Here is a 16,654-nt window from a genome sequence, read left to right on the forward strand (position 1 = left end):
CATATGCGAATGGCATCACAATTGCACTAGCACCCAACATGATCAGCACTCCACCCCCTTGGCTAATTACGCTTCATCAACACGCCGAGCCTCTCGAAGCAGAGTGGGTTGCGATGCGCCGCCATTTGCATGCTCACCCTGAACTTTCCGATGCGGAATTTCAAACGACCGAATATTTGACCCGTGCTTTCGCCCAGCTTGGATTGCCGACGCATGTCCCGATTGAGGGGCGGGGATTGACGGCCGATTTGGTGACGTTCGAGCAAGCCCCCGACCACTGGATCGCCATTCGTGGAGACATCGACGCGTTACCGATCACCGACTCCAAAGCGGTTGCCTACCGCAGCCGTTGCGAAGGAGTGATGCACGCCTGTGGTCATGATGTTCACGCGTCCGTTGTATTTGCGGCGATCCAGATCTTGTCATCGATGCAGGCGGCGAATGGCTTGCCGTGGCCGATTGCCGTTCGCGCCCTGTTACAACCGTCCGAAGAGTTGGCGACTGGCGCCCGTTACATGATTCACAATCACGCCTTGCGTGACATCGACGCGATTTTGGCGCTGCATGTCGACCCGACCCGTTCGGTTGGCTGTATTGGATTTCGCCACGGCACGCTTACCGCGGCCTGCGATGCGCTGCGAGTTGGCTTTCATGGCAACGGAGGTCATGGGGCTCGGCCTCATCTCACGAACGACCCCGTGGATGCGATGACCCATTGGGTGCAATCGGCGTTTCGCCGCCTCGGGCGAACCGTCAACGCTCACCAGACCGTGGTCTTTTCCATCGGCCAAATGGAAGCGGGGCACAGTCCGAATGTGATTCCCGATTCGGCGTCGCTAGCCGGTTCGCTCCGTTCGCTCGATGCCCAGGCCCGTCGCGTTGCCTTGGAAACACTCGAAGATGTTTGCGAAGCGATTGAGGTTGAATCCGGGTGCAAGGTCGAGATGACGCTCGGTTTTTCGGCGCCCGCGGTGGTCAACAGCACGCCGTTGGTCGATTTGCTCTCGACATCCGCCACGCAGCTTTTCACCGCGGGTGCCGTCGAGTGGATCGACGAGCCGAGCATGGGCAGCGAAGACTTTTCGTACTACCTCGAGCATGTCCCCGGAGCGATGTTCCGGCTCGGTGTCGCGGGCGAGCAAGTCGGGCACGCTCCGCTGCACACTCCTGCATTCGATATCGATGAACGAGCGATTCTCGTCGGTGCTAAGCTTTTTGCTGCCGCCGTGATTGCCTATTTCGATCCTGAGCACGCTAAGGTGGACACCGAAGCCCGCTAGAGCACGACACGCGTTCCTTCCATCCCATCGCGGAGACGACGTTCATGGCAAAGCTAGAATTTCATTCCAACCCAACGCTCACGCTAGGCGTGGAGCTCGAATTGGGGATCTGTGACGGGCAAACGATGCATCTAATCAGTGGATGCAACTCTCTGCTGGAGCAAATACCGGACGAGCTCCGCGCGACGATTAAGCCTGAGTTAATGCAGTGTTGTATCGAGGTGATTACCGGGGTTTGCAATAACGTTGGCGAGGTGCGCGAGGATCTGCGCGGCAAGCTCAAGCGGGTGCAAGACCTTACCGATTCGCTCGATATGCGTTTATGGTGGGGATCCACGCATCCCTTTAGCCGCTGGGAAAGCCAAGATGTGACGCCGACCGAGCGTTACCTGAGCTTGGTTGAGCTATTGCAAGAGCTCGCCCGCCGTTTGATCACCTTTGGGTTGCACGTGCATGTCGGCGTGGACTCCGGCGACAAAGCGGTGATGATTTGTGATCGCATCATGCAACACTTGCCTACGTTGTTGGCGTTGTCGACGAGCAGTCCGTTTTGGCAAGCGCGTGACACCGGGCTACACTCGTATCGATCCAAGCTAATGGAAGGATTGCCGACCGCCGGCCTTCCCACCCTGATGCGAAATTGGAGCGAGTATGTTTGGTTGGTTAACCATATGATCGAAACGGGGTTCATCAACACGATTCGTGAGATTTGGTGGGACGTGCGGCCTCATCACAATTTTGGGACGGTAGAGGTTCGTGTTTGCGATATGCCCGGTGACCTCGATGCGGTGTGCGGGTTAACGGCATTGATTCAATGCTTGGTCAAAAGTCTTAGTGACGAAATCGAGGAAGGGACTTACCAATTTGATTGTCATCCAATGATGGTTCGCCAGAACAAATGGCGAGCCGCTCGCTTTGGTCGCTCCGCCAGACTGGTCAATACTCGCGACTATCACGTCGAGCCGGTGGAGCAGATTGTGTGTCAAATGGTCGACCAGTTGAGCGATACTGCCGTCGATCTTGGCTGCGCAAGCGAACTCAGCTTTGTCAAACAGATGGCGGCCAGGAGCGGATGGTCCGGAATCCAGCGCACGCTGTTGGAGGCGAATAATAATCCCGTTGAAATGGTTCGCCAGTTGACTGAGAAGTCACGGGTCTAGCCGCTCGCCCGATGAGCAACGAAGCGGGCGTTAGGGCGCAGCAGCCGATTCAGCGGATCGTCAGCGCAGCGACGGGGGGGGGGGCAGGCAAGATGGCGCAGCCAGCAATCAATCGCGTGGCGACCTTCGCTGTGTAATGGCTTGGGCGCCAACGCCCTTAGCGTGATTTTCGTGACTCAAGATGTTTCTTAACCGAGTCGATCGGAATCGGAATGCCTCGCAGGATGCCATCGACAACAAGCTTGCCATCGACGACGCCTTGGAATTTGGCAACGATCATGCGACCGCGACTCGCCTTTTTCAGCTCGATCAGCAGGATCAGCTTATCACCGGGAGTGACGACGCCGCGGAAACGAGCCTCGTCTAGACCGCCGAAGCCGACCATTGCGGCGCCAAGCAAGTCATGTCGCTGGGTGAAGTAGCTGGAAAGCTGGGCGACCGCTTCAAGCTGGATCACTCCAGGCATGATCGGCATGCCTGGCATATGGCCACGCACCCAAAATTCGTCTTCGGTGACATCTTTGTAACCGGCGCACACCGAGCGTTCGGTGTCCTCATAGAGGATACCGGTCAGATGTTCCATCTCGAAACGTTGCGGATTTAGCTTGCGAATGTCCTCGATATCCGCAATCGGATTTTCAAGGTCCAGCAGTGCCAAATCAACGATAAGATCGCTTTTAGCCACGAACTGCTCCGTTAGTTTTGCGGGCAGCGGTAGATTAGGTTTTAACTTTACGACGCTTTGCTTTACGCGCTTTTGCGTTGGCCGGACGTTGTCCGTGGTTCGCTTTTTTCAGCTTATGGTGTGGTTTTGCCATGGATCTATACAACTTAGGTGAGCGGAATAGTTATCGAAAAATCTCAGCTAGAGTTTTATCGAGCGTGAGAAAATAGCATGTTTGGCATCGTTTTGGTAGCCATCCCCCAAAAGGTTCCTGGGAAGAAGGCTTTTCACGGTTGCGGACCCTCACAGGATGCCGTTGAGGGGCCACAATGGCTTGGGGTGTTTGTCGCTAAACTCGGCGGAGTACTGGGGTTATGACGTGGACCAGACAAGGGCGTGTGGAGTGAACCCCACGCGGCCGTTGAGCAGGACGCTTGATCGAGCCGCCGATCCTAACGAAAAAATGTGGGAGAGGGAGGACGAATATCGGACCCGCCAGGATAGGATTGTGCGGATTCAGGAGCTTGTTGGAGGGGGCGTAACGCGATCCCCGAGCGTGAAAACGATTGCTCCGGTTGAGGCTGTGCGGCGGAATAGGTGCTGCTGCGTCGAACCGAAGGGGGGAGCAGCCGATCCGATGCCATCCCGCGGTTCGAATTCGAGGGTGGTGTGCTGCGTCCGTAGCCAGGCTGCGCGGCGGGATTGGCCGCGACCGCATCGGTTTGGTGATCTCCGTCCAACTTGCGACGTTGGTACCATCCGTTCGCGTGCGAGCTGGCGAGCGCTGTCGCCTGCGTGGCTGCCGATTGCGATCGGGTTGCTGGTGAAGGTGTTTCCATTTGAGCTAAACGAACCGAACCAGTGGCCCGGGGGTCAACCGTCGAGTTCACAGGTGCAACGTTGTTCGAGGGCGAGTTGATTGCGACACGACTGTCTCCGACATCGATGTTCGAGCCGCGTTTGGCAAACTTCTCTACCGGTCCGCTGCCCGCGGCAACCCAGGCGAGCCAGTAGTCCTGCAGCTCGGCCAACGATTCATAGCCGTAGTGTTTGCGAACATTCGCAGTCCACGATGGATTCTGCATGTAATCTTGCAGGAATTGAATGAACGTTTGCGGGCTGTCTTGATCGATCAAAAAGCGACAGACCGAGTAGCCTTGGGCGTACATCGGCAAGACATCGTTAGGGTACTCGGTCAACAGAAACAATTTGTTCATGGCGATCCCGCGACGCGTTCCCAGGAACTCTCGCAGCTTCGCTTCGTGTTTTTGACGCTCCGACTCGTGCTCGACGGTCGTGCAAATGCCCTCATCGGCCCAGCGAGGTAGCGGGCGTCCGAAATGGGTGGCCAGAATGGTATGGGTGACTTCGTGGGGAAGGACACTGTCAAGAATTCGCTCGGGCGTGCCCACCACTTCCATCTGGAAATCGCGAACCGGAGCACGGTTGTACGTCGTCACTCCTTGAGCCGCTAATTGCGGTCCCGAAACAACGCGGACGGGACAGGGCACAGGCCATGGTGGCAACGGGGCACCCAGCCAATACGTCGCTAAGTCCTTGCGGTAACGCTCGGCAGCTTCGCCAACCGCTTGAGCTAACGCTTGATCGGGCGCGTGGATTAGAAAGTTCTGAGTTCGGAAGTTCGCGGCTTCCGCGCCGTTCCCAACCAACACGGCTGATGCAATACCAGCCACCGCGAATACGAGACGTCGTAATATCAATCCGGCTTCCATGCCGCAGCACTCCCCGTAGTATCCGTACTAGTTTCGACTCATTGATCGCTCGGTTAGTCGTTCTTGCTTGCAACCTTCGATGACAATCCTCGCCACCAGGGTCACCAAACCGACCAGCGTCGCGGGCAGTCTAGGCGAATCAAACGCGTTAGAGATAGACGAATAATCCCGATCGCGACCTCGGCGGCGGATTCCCGCTTCATCAAATCCGTTTTCTTGAGCCCTTTTTGCCCGATTTTCGAATTAAATTCTGCTAAATCGGCGTGTCGAAAAACGAGTGAATTTTGACAAGACGCTCACCATGGCGACGGTCATCCTGCCTGAGGTGGGGCAGGTGCCTGCGTCCGCTTTCACCGAAACTCTCGGCCTCCGAGTTTCAACCATCGCTCGAGGTTTCCCCGGGCAATTCCGCAGTTGAGGCAAGCTGTGCAGTCGCTCATCTACAATGCTTCGTCGCTTCCGTCGTCGCGGACCAGGAAAATTTGCTCGTTCGGCAATCCTTGCCACCGTTCGCGCCGTAGAAGCTACGAAATGTAGATAGCATTAGGCGCTAGCCACGCGTTTCTTCGTGGTTTTTGGATAGATTGCTAATAGGGGACCTCGATCGCATCACATAAAAATTGCATTAGCGGCCGCGCGGCACGGACACGAGCGATCAAAATTTGCACGATCTCCGCGCTGGTCATCTCGGCTTCGCTGAGCGTCGCGAGTGCAATGAAATCGATCCTTCGCAAATCATCGATCATCGGATGGGTTTTGTCGTATTGGCGAGGCGTCGTCTTTAACCTCTCGCCGGCAAACTCAAAATCCTGGCGAAATTTCTTATGATCGCGAGTTTTGATCCACGCTTTGGGGTCTTTGTCGATGGCATTGCGAATCGCCGCCAAGACGTTTCGCTCAGGCCGCCAGCACCCCATGCCGATAAAACACTCGTCTGGGGCCAGATGGATGTAGGCTCCGGGAGCGTGGATGTTCGTGTCGGCTTGATGCCGTAGTGAGATGCCGACGTTGGTTTTATACGGCGTTTTATCCTTGGAAAATCGTGTGTCGCGATAGATTCGCATCACCGACCCGCCATGAGACTTGGGGATTGCCGAAAGCATCGGGGCCGAGCGAGCCAGCGGTTTATCGAGCTGCCGCACCAATTCCACAGCAGGGTCGCGTACCTCCGTTTGGTATCGAAGCTTGTTTTCGTTGAACCAATCTCGATTGTTATTCGATTGCAGTTCACGCAAGAAACGAAATAATGCCTGGGGAATAACGGGCTGTGCCATGCAAAGATCACAAGTGGGGGGAGAGTCGTGGATCGCTCCGCGATCCTGACGTGGCGCGAGATTGCGGAACTGATGCCCGGCGTAAAGACCGCGGAGCGATCAACGACATTTGCGTCACGACCGCGGAGCGATCAACGACATTGTTCAGATTCAATGGCGACTTTACTGGAATTCCTCCTCTCACGCACACTCCCCATTATTCCTGTGGGATTTGGCAAGTAAAATCGTGTCACTCCCCCCCCTCGAACTGATCTTCTTCCTTTAAAGGCCTTTCGCTTTGTCTGCACACGGTTTCTTTCGGATCACGGTCGCGTCCCCCGTGGTCTTGGTCGCCAATCCCGCAGCGAATGCCAAGGCGATGATTCGGGTCATGGATTCATGCGACTCGGACCTCATCCTGTTTCCGGAACTGAGCTTGACCGGTTACACGTGTGGCGATCTGTTCGCAACCGAATCGCTACAGAAGGCGACGCTTGCCGCCTTGAAAATGTTGGTTGATCATAGTCGTTTGGCTCCGCGGCAAACGGTGATTGTCGGGTTGCCGATCGCGGTGGACGATTCCTTGATGAACACCGCTGCGGTGATCGCCAACGGTCGAATCGAAGGCATCGTGCCAAAATCGTTCCTGCCGACGTATCGCGAGTTTTATGAAGGTCGCCATTTCCGCGCCGCTTCCACCTGCGATCCTTCTTGGGTCGAAATCTTGGGAACGAGGGTGCCGTTCGGGATCGATCTATTGTTCCAACAAGCCGATGCAACCATTGGGATCGAAATTTGTGAAGACCTCTGGGTTCCGATTCCCCCGTCGAGCAGCGCGGCACTGGCCGGTGCAAATGTTTTGGTCAATCTATCGGCCAGCAACGAAACGATCGGGAAAGCCCAGTGGCGACGCGATTTGATTCGCAGCCAATCGGGGCGCTGCATTGCCGCCTACGCGTACGCTTCGGCGGGTCCCGGCGAATCCAGTTCCGATCTGGTTTTCGGAGGCCACTGCTTGATCGCTGAAAACGGTGCGATCTTGGACGAGTCACGCACGATCGTCGATCAAGCCGCGGCGACCCAGGCAAGCGAAACCGTGGTCACGGTCGATGTTGATTTGGCGCGTCTGGCTCACGATCGACGTGTGACTGGATCGTTTGATGACGCCAAGCCTTCCCTGCGGATGGACTATCGTTGGATTGAAATGGAGCATGGCGAAACGCCCTCTACGGCGCGATCTCCCGATTTGATTCGTGTTGTCGACGCCCATCCCTTTGTGCCCAAGACGTCGAGTGAATTAGAAGCTCGTTGTGAAGAGATCTTTGCGATTCAAGCCAGCGGACTATGTAAGCGTTTATCGCGGTTGTCCAATACGACGACGTTGGCGATCGGTATTTCCGGAGGCCTCGATAGCACCTTGGCATTGTTGGTGGCGCTGCGTGCAGTTGACGCAATGAAGCTACCGCGCGGCAACATTCGCGGGATCACGATGCCGGGCTACGGTACCACCGTGCACACCAAGACGAGCGCGGATCGGTTGATTGAATTGACCGAGATCCGTAGCGAGACGATTGACATTCGGCAATTGTGTCTCGACACATTTCGGTCCCTCGATCACAAACCGCTGGGGATCGAGATCAACGAAACCACGACGCCCGAATCGCTGCAAGCGGCGCTGCACGACGTCCCAGTGGAAACTGCCGATTTGACTTTCGAGAATGTGCAGGCGCGAATTCGCACGATGTTATTGATGAACCGTGGCTTTGTGCTTGGCACCGGTGACATGAGCGAGCAAGCACTCGGTTGGTCGACCTACAATGCCGACCACATGTCGATGTACAACGTCAATACATCGATTCCGAAAACCTTGGTGAAGTTTCTCGTGCGTTACGCCGCGGACCATTATTTCAGCGGGGAGGTTACGGAGTTATTGCATCGCATCGCCGACACGCCAATCTCGCCGGAATTGATGCCCCCGCGTGCCGACGGAACCATTCGTCAGGAGACCGAGGCCTCGATCGGCGCCTACGAATTGCATGATTTCTTTTTGTATCATTTTGTGCGTCATGGCTGTGATCGAGATCGAATTCGCTTCCTCGCCAAGCATGCCGAGTTCGATGCCCCGCACGATGACGCGACCATCGACGCAACGCTCGATACGTTCTTCGAGCGTTTCTTCAAGAATCAATTCAAACGCAACTGCGTCCCAGATGGCCCCAAGGTGGGATCGGTCAGCCTCTCACCGCGAGGCGATTGGCGAATGCCGAGCGATGCCGACAGCGACGCGTTCTAGCGAAGCCCGTGGACGCCGAGTGTTTTCGCCCAGGTTGCGTTGAAGCTGCCCAAACGGTCGCTTTCACTGACGCTGCATAACGATTCATAGAGTCCTCGAAACCGCTCCGTCAACTCACCCAAGTGTTCACGAGCAAAATCCCCCCAGCGTGGATCGTACTCGTGCGGTTTGTCCGAGGGGGTCGCGGGATGTGAGGTCGGCTTGGATGGCTGCGATTGGCGTGTCAAATCGATCAATTCGTTGCACCATCCATCGACGGCGACCGCCGACGCGCCTAAGGTCACCAACTTCACCGCATCGTCTGGGGTGATCACCCCCGGCACCACCCAAAGTGGAACATGCGAATGATTCTCGGTATTCATCATCTGGCGAGCCCGTCGTGTGATCGCAGCCAGTTCTAAACCTTCGAGCTGGATTTCATCAAGTCGGAGGATCAATCCATCGGGTTGTGACGCTAGCAGCTTTGGCAATTCATCCGCCATTCGATACGGGCCCATCGAGACGAACACGGCGGCGGAGTTTGCCAATCGTCGCAATTGGCGCACCTTGGAATCCAAGTGGTCGATGGAAACGACATCGGGCGGAAACGTTGCTGCCGGCACCCAACCGCCACCGGCGACCGGTGCTGTCGCCGGAGCGGCTTCCCAGCGCTGGATTTGTGCAGGCGAATAGGCAAATCGTCCAGAGACATCGCGCGCCATCATCAAACGCAAATCGACGATGTCCGCGTGATCGAAATCAGTGACCGTTAATCCGTAGCGCTCCGAGCGATAAGGCACAATCCGTCGATAGCGGCGGCGAGTCGATTCCTCGTTTGCAGCACTCGAATCAACGGTTCGCCCGGCATGAAAGACAGGTTCATGGTGTGGCGCTGACAGATCGCTGCGCATGGCGGTGACAAGAATATCGAGTTCACCAACCGCGACCGCTAAGTTGTCCGCTTGCTCCAACGTCACTTGATACCACGGTGGATCGTACCAGAATAGCGGTAAAGGCAGCGGCAAGGCCTCGCCATGCTGCCGTGCAATCGTTCCCCGTTGGGAATCAACCTGCACTCCGGTCCACGGTGTATTGACCGTTGGGGGGAGTAGATGCAGCGGCGCGAGTCGATGTTTTGTGTTCATGGATGCGTCTCTTTCCGACAAATCAAGCTATCGCCAATTCGGGACTACTTCGCCTCGCCGAGCCTCTTCGGCACGCAACATCGCTTCGGGAACGACGCGGCGAAACTCGTTGGCATCGCCGCGAATCGATGCGTTGATTAGTAACAGCCCCAGTCGCAGTTGTTCGCGTTTTCGCAGCGGCGCCTCGGTCACTCCATCTGCTAAACTTTCCGCGCGGCCGCGAATAAAGACGGTGACGTTGTTCATTGCATCCCCCAGATTTCGGCCCGCATCCCCTCCGATCACAATCATCCCTCCGATCGCCCCGACCCCCACTTCGTGGCCCACGTCCTCGCGCACAAAGATGCCGCCTGAGCGCATCCCCGCGCCGCAACGGTCGCCCGATTCGCCATAGATCGCCAACGTACCGCCGGTCATCGCCGCTCCCGCGCCCACGCCCGCGTTGCCGCGAATCCGCACCGCACCACTGCGCATCCCTTCGCCGACGCCATGGCCGACGTTGCCGGTTTGACGAATGTCGGCTTCGGCGTTGTAGGCAAACGCATAATCGCCCAGCGAGCCCGCGATTTGAATCCGCACCGTTGCGTTCAATCGCATCAGCGCTGCGTGTTGGCCATCGGCACCGTCGATTTGAATCTGGGGTAGCGAAGCGTCGCCCTCCGCACCGGCAACCGCATCGATGGCGGCAATCAACTCGGCATCGGTCATCGTTTTCATCGAAAAAACATGACGCTTACCCGACGACGAATCTTTTTGCGGTAGTTCCGCTTCATCCGACGACATAAATCTTTGGCTTTGATTTTAAAAATGAGGAGAGAAACCGTAGCGGCGTTGATGCGTCACCAAACTTGCGCAATGGTTCGTCCATCGTTGCAAGCAGTGTACCTTACGGGGGCAAAGCTCGCGCTGCATTTCCCCGCTACCGAATTGGGTCATGAAAATTCACGCTAGGAACTCCTGTCGCAGCACCGCTCGCACGATTGCTTCCATTTTACCTTCGGCCGCTCGCCCCGCAGCCAAGACTTCCTCGTGATTGGCTACCGCAGCGGAATCGGGGTTCGCCACGTTGCTGACCATCGACAAACCTAACGTTCGCATGCCCACGCTCATCGCCGCCAAAACCTCGGGAACCGTGCTCATCCCCGCCACATCCGCTCCCATCCGACGCATCATCCGGTATTCGGCCCGCGTCTCATAATTGGGACCTAGCGTGGCCAAATAGGTCCCCTGGTACGCCGCAAAGTTGTTTTCCATTGCGGCGGTCAGGGCGATTTTGGACATAGCGGGGTCGTAAGCGTTGCCATGGTGCAGGGGAGGGAAACCGCCACGGGGTTCGCCCAGATTGCCTAGGTTCGCGTCCCTCACGCCTGAGTCATTCGATAGGCCGTTGCCACGCAAGAAATCAAGGTGATCGCGAATCACGACGATATCACCGACCTTTAGTTTGGGGTTCAAACCGCCCGCTGCGTTGCTAACGACAAGCTGTTTCGCTCCGATCGCCGCCATCACCTGCACCGGAAACGCGACCTGATCGCGGTTCCATCCCTCATAGCAATGAAAGCGGCCCGCCATCGCGACGACCGGCACTTGTTCACATTGGCCGATCAGCAATTGGCCTCGATGCCCGCTGGCGGTCGAAGTGGCAAAGCCAGGGATCGCGGCAAACGGGATGGCAACCGCGTCTTCGATTTTTTCGGCGAATCCGCCCAATCCGCTCCCCAGGATAATCGCGACAGCGGGAGCAAGTTCGGTATGTTGGCGGATCAAGGCCACCGCTTCATCGATGCGGCGGAGTGATGGGGCCGTTTGCGGGGGAGCGTTGGTGGAACGATTCTGCTGCATCTTGTTACTCCTGAAAATGGCGTCTTTCCTAAATTCGAAGCCGATGCAGATGCAGGCGTATCGATCGCGGAGCGATCAACGACAAACGCTTACGCGATCCGGACTTGTCCCGCTTCGCTGACGATTTCGCGAACCATCGTTTCTAGTTTCGGCGCGGCCGCATTTGCCGTTGCAATGATCTCGTTCACGTCGGCGGGTTTCAGGGCGTCGGGCAAGCACATGTCGGTGATCACGCTCAAACCGACCACCTTCAAACCGCAGTGCACCGCGACAATCGTTTCGGGCACCGTGCTCATGCCGACAACATCGGCACCAATCATGCGCAAGAACCGATATTCCGCTCGAGTTTCTAGATTGGGGCCGGTCACGGCAACAAAGACCCCTTTGTGGACGGGAATGCCTTCGCGTCGCCCGATTTCCATTGCACGGTCAACCCATTGTTGATCGTAAGGTTCGCACATGTCGGGAAAGCGAGGTCCTAGGCGATCGTCGTTGACACCAATCAGCGGGTTATCGCCCATCAGATTGATCTGGTCTTCGATGACCATGATGTCGCCGTTTGAAAAGTAGGGATTCAAACCGCCACACGCGTTGCTGACGATCAGCATCTCGGCGCCGAGGGCTTTGAAAACTCGCACCGGAAGCGTGATTTGCTTCAGTGGATAGCCTTCGTATTGATGAAAACGGCCCTCCATGGCCACGACCGGTACGCCAGCAAGTTGCCCGCATACCAACCGTCCTCGATGGCTCGTCGCCGTCGATGTCGGGAAATGGGGAATGTCCCCGTATTCGATTGAGGTTTCGACTTCGATTTGTTCGGCGAGTCCACCGAGCCCCGTGCCCAGGATGATACCGACCTTGGGTACTTTCGCAAACTGACTGCGAATTTTTTTACAAGCGTCTTCGATCTTGTCAAATAAATCGAGCATGGGGGTGTCGTCAAAAATGAGTCAATGATCAGTTCAGGTTGTGCTACGATCAATGGAAAAAGATCGTAGCGTTTGCCATCGGTAGGTCGGTATCATAGCGCGCCCGAGCATAGTCTGCGAGCAGACTTGTTTCGGTTAAAATTTTGTTTCGATTAAAATTAAGTACCATTAAGTTCGCGGCACTCCCAACGGCGCCGTGGACTTCCCAAGTATCGACAATCCACTTCCCACGAACGCTTTGCGTGAACCTTGTCTCTTGATTGCACTTGTCTCTTGATTGCACTGCACAGCGAACTTCACCCCTAACTGGTGAATCGCGATTCGCACTACCAAGTAGCAGCATGGTGCCAGAGAGTACATTCGCTAACCCGTTCGACAAAATAACAACGTAGGGATCTTCCCCAAGGTCCCAAATTTTCCAAACGATTCTCCATTGACTTGCTAATCGAAGGACATCGCCTTTCTTATGCCAGTTCCCTCCCCCGATGTTTTCGAGAAGCTCGCGTCGTTTTACCTCGGTCGTCATTACGAGTTAGCCCGCGGCGAACTCAAAGACGATTTGTTAATGTACGACGCCAAAGATCTGTGCACGCATGCGATGTGTGTGGGGATGACCGGCAGCGGTAAAACGGGGCTTTGTCTGTCGCTCTTAGAGGAAGCCGCGATCGACGGCATTCCCGCGATCTGTGTCGACCCCAAAGGCGACTTGGCCAACTTGTTATTGACCTTTCCCGAGCTCCGTTCTGAAGATTTCAAGCCGTGGCTCGAGCAAGGGGAAGCGACTCGCAAAGGGGTGACCCTCGACCAACTCGCGACAGACAAGGCTGCGATGTGGCGGAAGGGACTCGCACAATGGGGGCAGGACGGCGAGCGCATTGCCAAGTTTCGCAACAGCGTCGATATCGCCATCTACACCCCCGGCAGCAATGCGGGCATTCCGCTGACCGTGCTCAAGAGTTTTGATGCACCACCACCGGAAGTGTTGGCCGATTCGGACGCCATGCGTGAACGGATCACAGGGTCCGCCTCGGGGCTGCTGACCTTGATGGGCATCAATGCCGATCCGCTGCTCTCGCGTGAGCACATTTTGGTTTCGACGATCCTCAGTGTGTGTTGGCAAGAGGGCCGAAACGTCAATGTCGGCGAGCTGATCGGATTGATTCAATCACCTCCGATCCAACGTGTTGGCGTCCTCGACTTGGATTCGTTTATGCCGCCGTCGGACCGCGCCAAGTTGGCGATGCAGCTGAACAATCTGCTTGCCTCGCCCGCGTTCTCGACTTGGCTTGATGGTGAACCGCTATCGATCTCGAAGCTGCTGTATACCGACGATGGCAAACCACGCGTATCGATCCTTTCGATCGCCCACCTTAATGACAACGAACGGATGTTCTTTCTGACCATCCTGCTGAACGAATTGCTCGCTTGGATGCGCACTCAGAGTGGAACGAGTTCTTTACGAGCGTTGTTCTACATGGACGAAATTGCTGGCTACTTCCCACCGGTTGCCAATCCGCCTTCCAAGCCGCCGATGCTAACGCTGCTAAAACAGGCTCGTGCTTATGGTTTGGGGATTGTCTTGGCGACGCAAAACCCCGTCGATCTCGACTACAAAGGGTTGTCGAACATCGGAACTTGGTTCCTCGGGCGATTGCAAACCGAACGCGACAAGGCACGCGTGCTCGAAGGGCTCGAGGGATCCGCCGTCCAATCGGGACATCCGTTCGATCGAGCCGCGATGGAACAGAAACTCGCCTCGCTCGGCAATCGTGTGTTCTTGATGAACAACGTCCACGACGATGCCCCTAGCACGTTCCAAACACGTTGGGCACTTTCGTTTCTAGCCGGACCGCTCGCGCGAGACCAAATCGGCCGCTTGATGGCCGAACGCAAAAGGTTGCTTCACGAAACAAACCGAGAACAAAAATCAGAATCGATCCAAGAGGAGCCGGTTGCTCCAACGCGCCCAGTGATCCCGAGTGGAATCAACGAGCGATTCCTGGTGCCCACCGAGAGGGCGAACGCAGACGCTCGTTTAGTCTATCGAGCGGCGGTTTATGCCGAAGGAACGTTGCACCACATCCGCAGTTCGGCCAACCTTGATGTTTGGAGCGACGTTCGCTTATTGGTGCGCTGTGGTAACGGCGTCCCCGAAGAGCTTTGGGAAACCAGTGAATTGGTTCCGCGCGACATCGAACTGGAAGATCAACCCGACGGTGATTATGCGTTCAGCGAATTACCTAACGGGTTGCGGAACGCTAAGCGATTCAAGAATTATGAAAAACAGTTCAAGGATTACTTGTATCGCCATCACACGATGACGTTGTACAAAAGTTCGCTGCTACGCAGCTACGCTCCGGGGGGAGTCAGCGAAACCGATGCGAGGACCTCTTTCCAGCAAGCGGCCCGCGAAGAACGCGATCGGCAAGTGGAGAAACTTCGTGACAAATTTGCTGGCAAGATGAAAGCGTTGGACAAGCGAATCCAAGCGGCCAACGATCGAATCGCGGTGGAAGAAGCACAGTACTCCCAAGCGAAATTGTCCACCGTGTTGTCGTTTGGCGCTTCGCTGGTCGGTGCCTTTCTTGGTAAAAAGATGGCGAGTCGTACGAACGTTTCAAAAATGTCCACGGCCGCACGGGGAGTCGGGCGGGCAGCACAACAGCGCGCCGATGTCACGCGAGCCGAAGACACCGCTCGATCGCTGGCCTTGGAAATGACCGAGCTCGACCAGGAACTGCGAGAAGAGATCGCCGTCTTCAATGAGAAGTACGATGTCAATCATCTGGAGCTCGAAACCACGGTCATTGCTCCACGCAAAAGCGACCTAAAGGTGACCGAGCCGATGATCGTTTGGACTCCATGGCAAGTCGACTCAAGCGGCATCGCAACCAGGCTCTTCTGAATGCGTCACGACTTGGTCAACGATCGCCGCTCACTCGTCGCTGCCAACGTTACCGCCGTAGCGTGCGAAAACGGATTTGATATGAGGGGTTAAGATTTCGATCAAGCCCGTGTCATCCGCCGAGAGCGAGCGGCCCGCATCGATCTCGTTTTGGTGTGCGGCCATCACGATTGCCGCGACCACATGCTCGAAATCGACGGGCAAACGGGTTGGCGTTTCAAGGCGTAGGGCGAGGTCGAACAAGGCATCGTGGACCGACGGATCGATCGTCGCGTGTCCCGCAGCGTTAAGCGAAATGCCAGGTACAATTTGACGCGGAACAATTTGACGTGGAATGATGGGGCGTTCGATATTCATGAGACGCATTGTAGCGGGTTGTTTGCTCTTGGAAGCGTTTTTACAACGGATCTGAATCAGCGAAAGTCGACGATGACGGGGCGATGATCCGAACCGATCGAGGGGCCGACCATGCGATCCGCAATCTCGATCTCGGATCCAACCAAAACATGGTCGATCGCGAGGCCCGGGAACGGTAATGACGTCGGATTCCATGTGCTCTGCAATCCTTGTCCCCGTGAGGAGTCGCGTAAGCCCGATTCCTTCAACAACCGCTTAAACCAATAGGACCATGGCGTACTGTTTAAGTCACCTGCCACGATCGTGCGATGGCTCCCCCTTTGCTGCACCTCTTTGGCAACTCCCTTAAACGCACGATTGCGAGCGGTCCATGTCGAATGACGGATCGGTGGTAAGGGGTGCGTGGCAATTAATTGCAATTCGGTGCCGTCGGGTAGCTGGAATTCCGCAATCAAAGATGGCAATTGGATCTCCGGTGAGAACGAAATGACCTCGCATTTGGACCAGCGATGTTTGCTGAACATTGCGATGCCAAAGTTGTCATCGCGAGGCTCTAGTCGGTGATAAGGATACTTCTGGTGTAAGCCTCGTTGGATCGCCTGGGTCCAAGCGTTGTCGGTTTCTTGTAAGAGGACAAAATCAGGGTCCATTTGATCGATCGATTGCAACACCAAGCTCTTGTTCGTATTGCGAGTCAGTACGTTTGCGGTCATCAATCGATACGTCTTGCCGGTCATGGGCTTCGGTGGCCAGTAGTATGGCGTCAGGGTGGTCGCCATGCCGATGCCAACTAGCACACATGCGGTGGCGACGCGTCTGCGGCCGAGCATCGCCAACATCACTCCCGAAGCCAACACCGCAATTGTTGCCTGGACGCGTAGGTGGCTGGCGAGATCCAGCAAAAAATGCCACTTCCCCAACATTCCGGCGATCATCGTGACGAGAGAGAAAACCGAAATCGCCACCAGTAGATTTGCGACGGAACGCTTCACAAGTCGCCCATCGGAATGCGTCTCCCTGAAGAGGTTGTTTTCGCTATCGGGTTGGGGAGCATCGTGATGCGTCATCGAGAGTGTGATTTTCATAACTCGAAGTGTAGGCGAGGGAATCTTTC

General features: G+C 56.1%; 14 protein-coding genes. 4 read left to right on the top strand and 10 right to left on the bottom strand.

Translation table 11 applies throughout. The annotated features are described in order from the left end of the window. Positions 1-38: 38 nt before the first annotated feature. Both Pla52o_RS23200 and Pla52o_RS23205 read left to right on the top strand, forming a co-directional pair. Entirely contained in the window at positions 39-1,280 is a 1,242-nt protein-coding gene (locus Pla52o_RS23200; RefSeq protein WP_146597018.1) for a M20 metallopeptidase family protein, read from the top strand. A gap of 44 nt (positions 1,281-1,324) precedes the next feature. Next, positions 1,325-2,440: a carboxylate-amine ligase gene (locus Pla52o_RS23205; RefSeq protein ID WP_146597019.1), complete on the top strand. Its 1,116-nt coding sequence runs from the start codon at positions 1,325-1,327 to the stop codon at positions 2,438-2,440. A gap of 157 nt (positions 2,441-2,597) precedes the next feature. Here Pla52o_RS23205 and Pla52o_RS23210 read toward each other — a convergent pair whose 3' ends face one another. The 4 genes from Pla52o_RS23210 to Pla52o_RS23220 form a co-directional block, all read right to left on the bottom strand. After that, positions 2,598-3,125 (bottom strand): 3-hydroxyacyl-ACP dehydratase FabZ family protein, encoded by a 528-nt coding sequence (locus Pla52o_RS23210; RefSeq protein WP_146597020.1) that lies wholly within the window; start codon positions 3,123-3,125, stop codon positions 2,598-2,600. 34 nt (positions 3,126-3,159) lie between these two features. Next, a complete protein-coding gene (locus Pla52o_RS27965) occupies positions 3,160-3,258 on the bottom strand; it encodes a 50S ribosomal protein bL37 (RefSeq protein ID WP_372717856.1) in 99 nt (32 codons plus the stop codon). A gap of 298 nt (positions 3,259-3,556) precedes the next feature. After that, complete coding sequence (locus Pla52o_RS23215) at positions 3,557-4,825, bottom strand: hypothetical protein (protein WP_231612586.1); 1,269 nt, start codon at positions 4,823-4,825, stop codon at positions 3,557-3,559. A 599-nt stretch (positions 4,826-5,424) separates the two neighbouring features. Continuing rightward, positions 5,425-6,111: a DUF2461 domain-containing protein gene (locus Pla52o_RS23220; RefSeq protein ID WP_146597021.1), complete on the bottom strand. Its 687-nt coding sequence runs from the start codon at positions 6,109-6,111 to the stop codon at positions 5,425-5,427. A gap of 277 nt (positions 6,112-6,388) precedes the next feature. On the opposite strand from Pla52o_RS23220, the gene Pla52o_RS23225 reads away from it, so the two are divergent. Beyond that, positions 6,389-8,383 (top strand): NAD(+) synthase, encoded by a 1,995-nt coding sequence (locus tag Pla52o_RS23225; protein ID WP_146597022.1) that lies wholly within the window; start codon positions 6,389-6,391, stop codon positions 8,381-8,383. On the opposite strand, the gene Pla52o_RS23230 is transcribed toward Pla52o_RS23225, so the two are convergent. The 4 genes from Pla52o_RS23230 to Pla52o_RS23245 form a co-directional block, all read right to left on the bottom strand. Then, a complete protein-coding gene (locus Pla52o_RS23230) occupies positions 8,380-9,507 on the bottom strand; it encodes a hypothetical protein (RefSeq protein ID WP_146597023.1) in 1,128 nt (375 codons plus the stop codon). The two genes, Pla52o_RS23225 and Pla52o_RS23230, sit on opposite strands and share 4 nt — an antisense overlap. 27 nt (positions 9,508-9,534) lie before the next feature. After that, the gene (locus tag Pla52o_RS23235) at positions 9,535-10,290 is read right to left on the bottom strand and encodes a tributyrin esterase (RefSeq protein ID WP_231612587.1); all 756 of its coding nucleotides are present in this window, start codon (positions 10,288-10,290) and stop codon (positions 9,535-9,537) included. 159 nt (positions 10,291-10,449) lie between these two features. Beyond that, on the bottom strand, positions 10,450-11,349 hold the full coding sequence (locus Pla52o_RS23240; RefSeq protein WP_146597024.1) for a purine-nucleoside phosphorylase: 900 nt from the start codon (positions 11,347-11,349) through the stop codon (positions 10,450-10,452). A gap of 89 nt (positions 11,350-11,438) precedes the next feature. Beyond that, positions 11,439-12,278: a purine-nucleoside phosphorylase gene (locus tag Pla52o_RS23245; protein ID WP_146597025.1), complete on the bottom strand. Its 840-nt coding sequence runs from the start codon at positions 12,276-12,278 to the stop codon at positions 11,439-11,441. A gap of 466 nt (positions 12,279-12,744) precedes the next feature. On the opposite strand from Pla52o_RS23245, the gene Pla52o_RS23250 reads away from it, so the two are divergent. After that, a complete protein-coding gene (locus Pla52o_RS23250; RefSeq protein ID WP_146597026.1) occupies positions 12,745-15,183 on the top strand; it encodes an ATP-binding protein in 2,439 nt (812 codons plus the stop codon). A 30-nt stretch (positions 15,184-15,213) separates the two neighbouring features. Here the strand turns inward: Pla52o_RS23250 and Pla52o_RS23255 are convergent, their stop codons facing one another. Beyond that, positions 15,214-15,540, bottom strand: coding sequence for a hypothetical protein (locus tag Pla52o_RS23255; RefSeq protein WP_146597027.1), 327 nt, complete (start codon positions 15,538-15,540; stop codon positions 15,214-15,216). A gap of 56 nt (positions 15,541-15,596) precedes the next feature. Further along, positions 15,597-16,625 carry an endonuclease/exonuclease/phosphatase family protein gene (locus Pla52o_RS23260; RefSeq protein ID WP_146597028.1) on the bottom strand — a complete coding sequence of 343 codons (1,029 nt, stop codon included), beginning with the start codon at positions 16,623-16,625 and terminating at the stop codon, positions 15,597-15,599. Between the last annotated feature and the right edge of the window lie 29 nt (positions 16,626-16,654).

This window comes from Novipirellula galeiformis, assembly GCF_007860095.1.
Taxonomy (GTDB): Bacteria; Planctomycetota; Planctomycetia; order Pirellulales; family Pirellulaceae; genus Novipirellula; species Novipirellula galeiformis.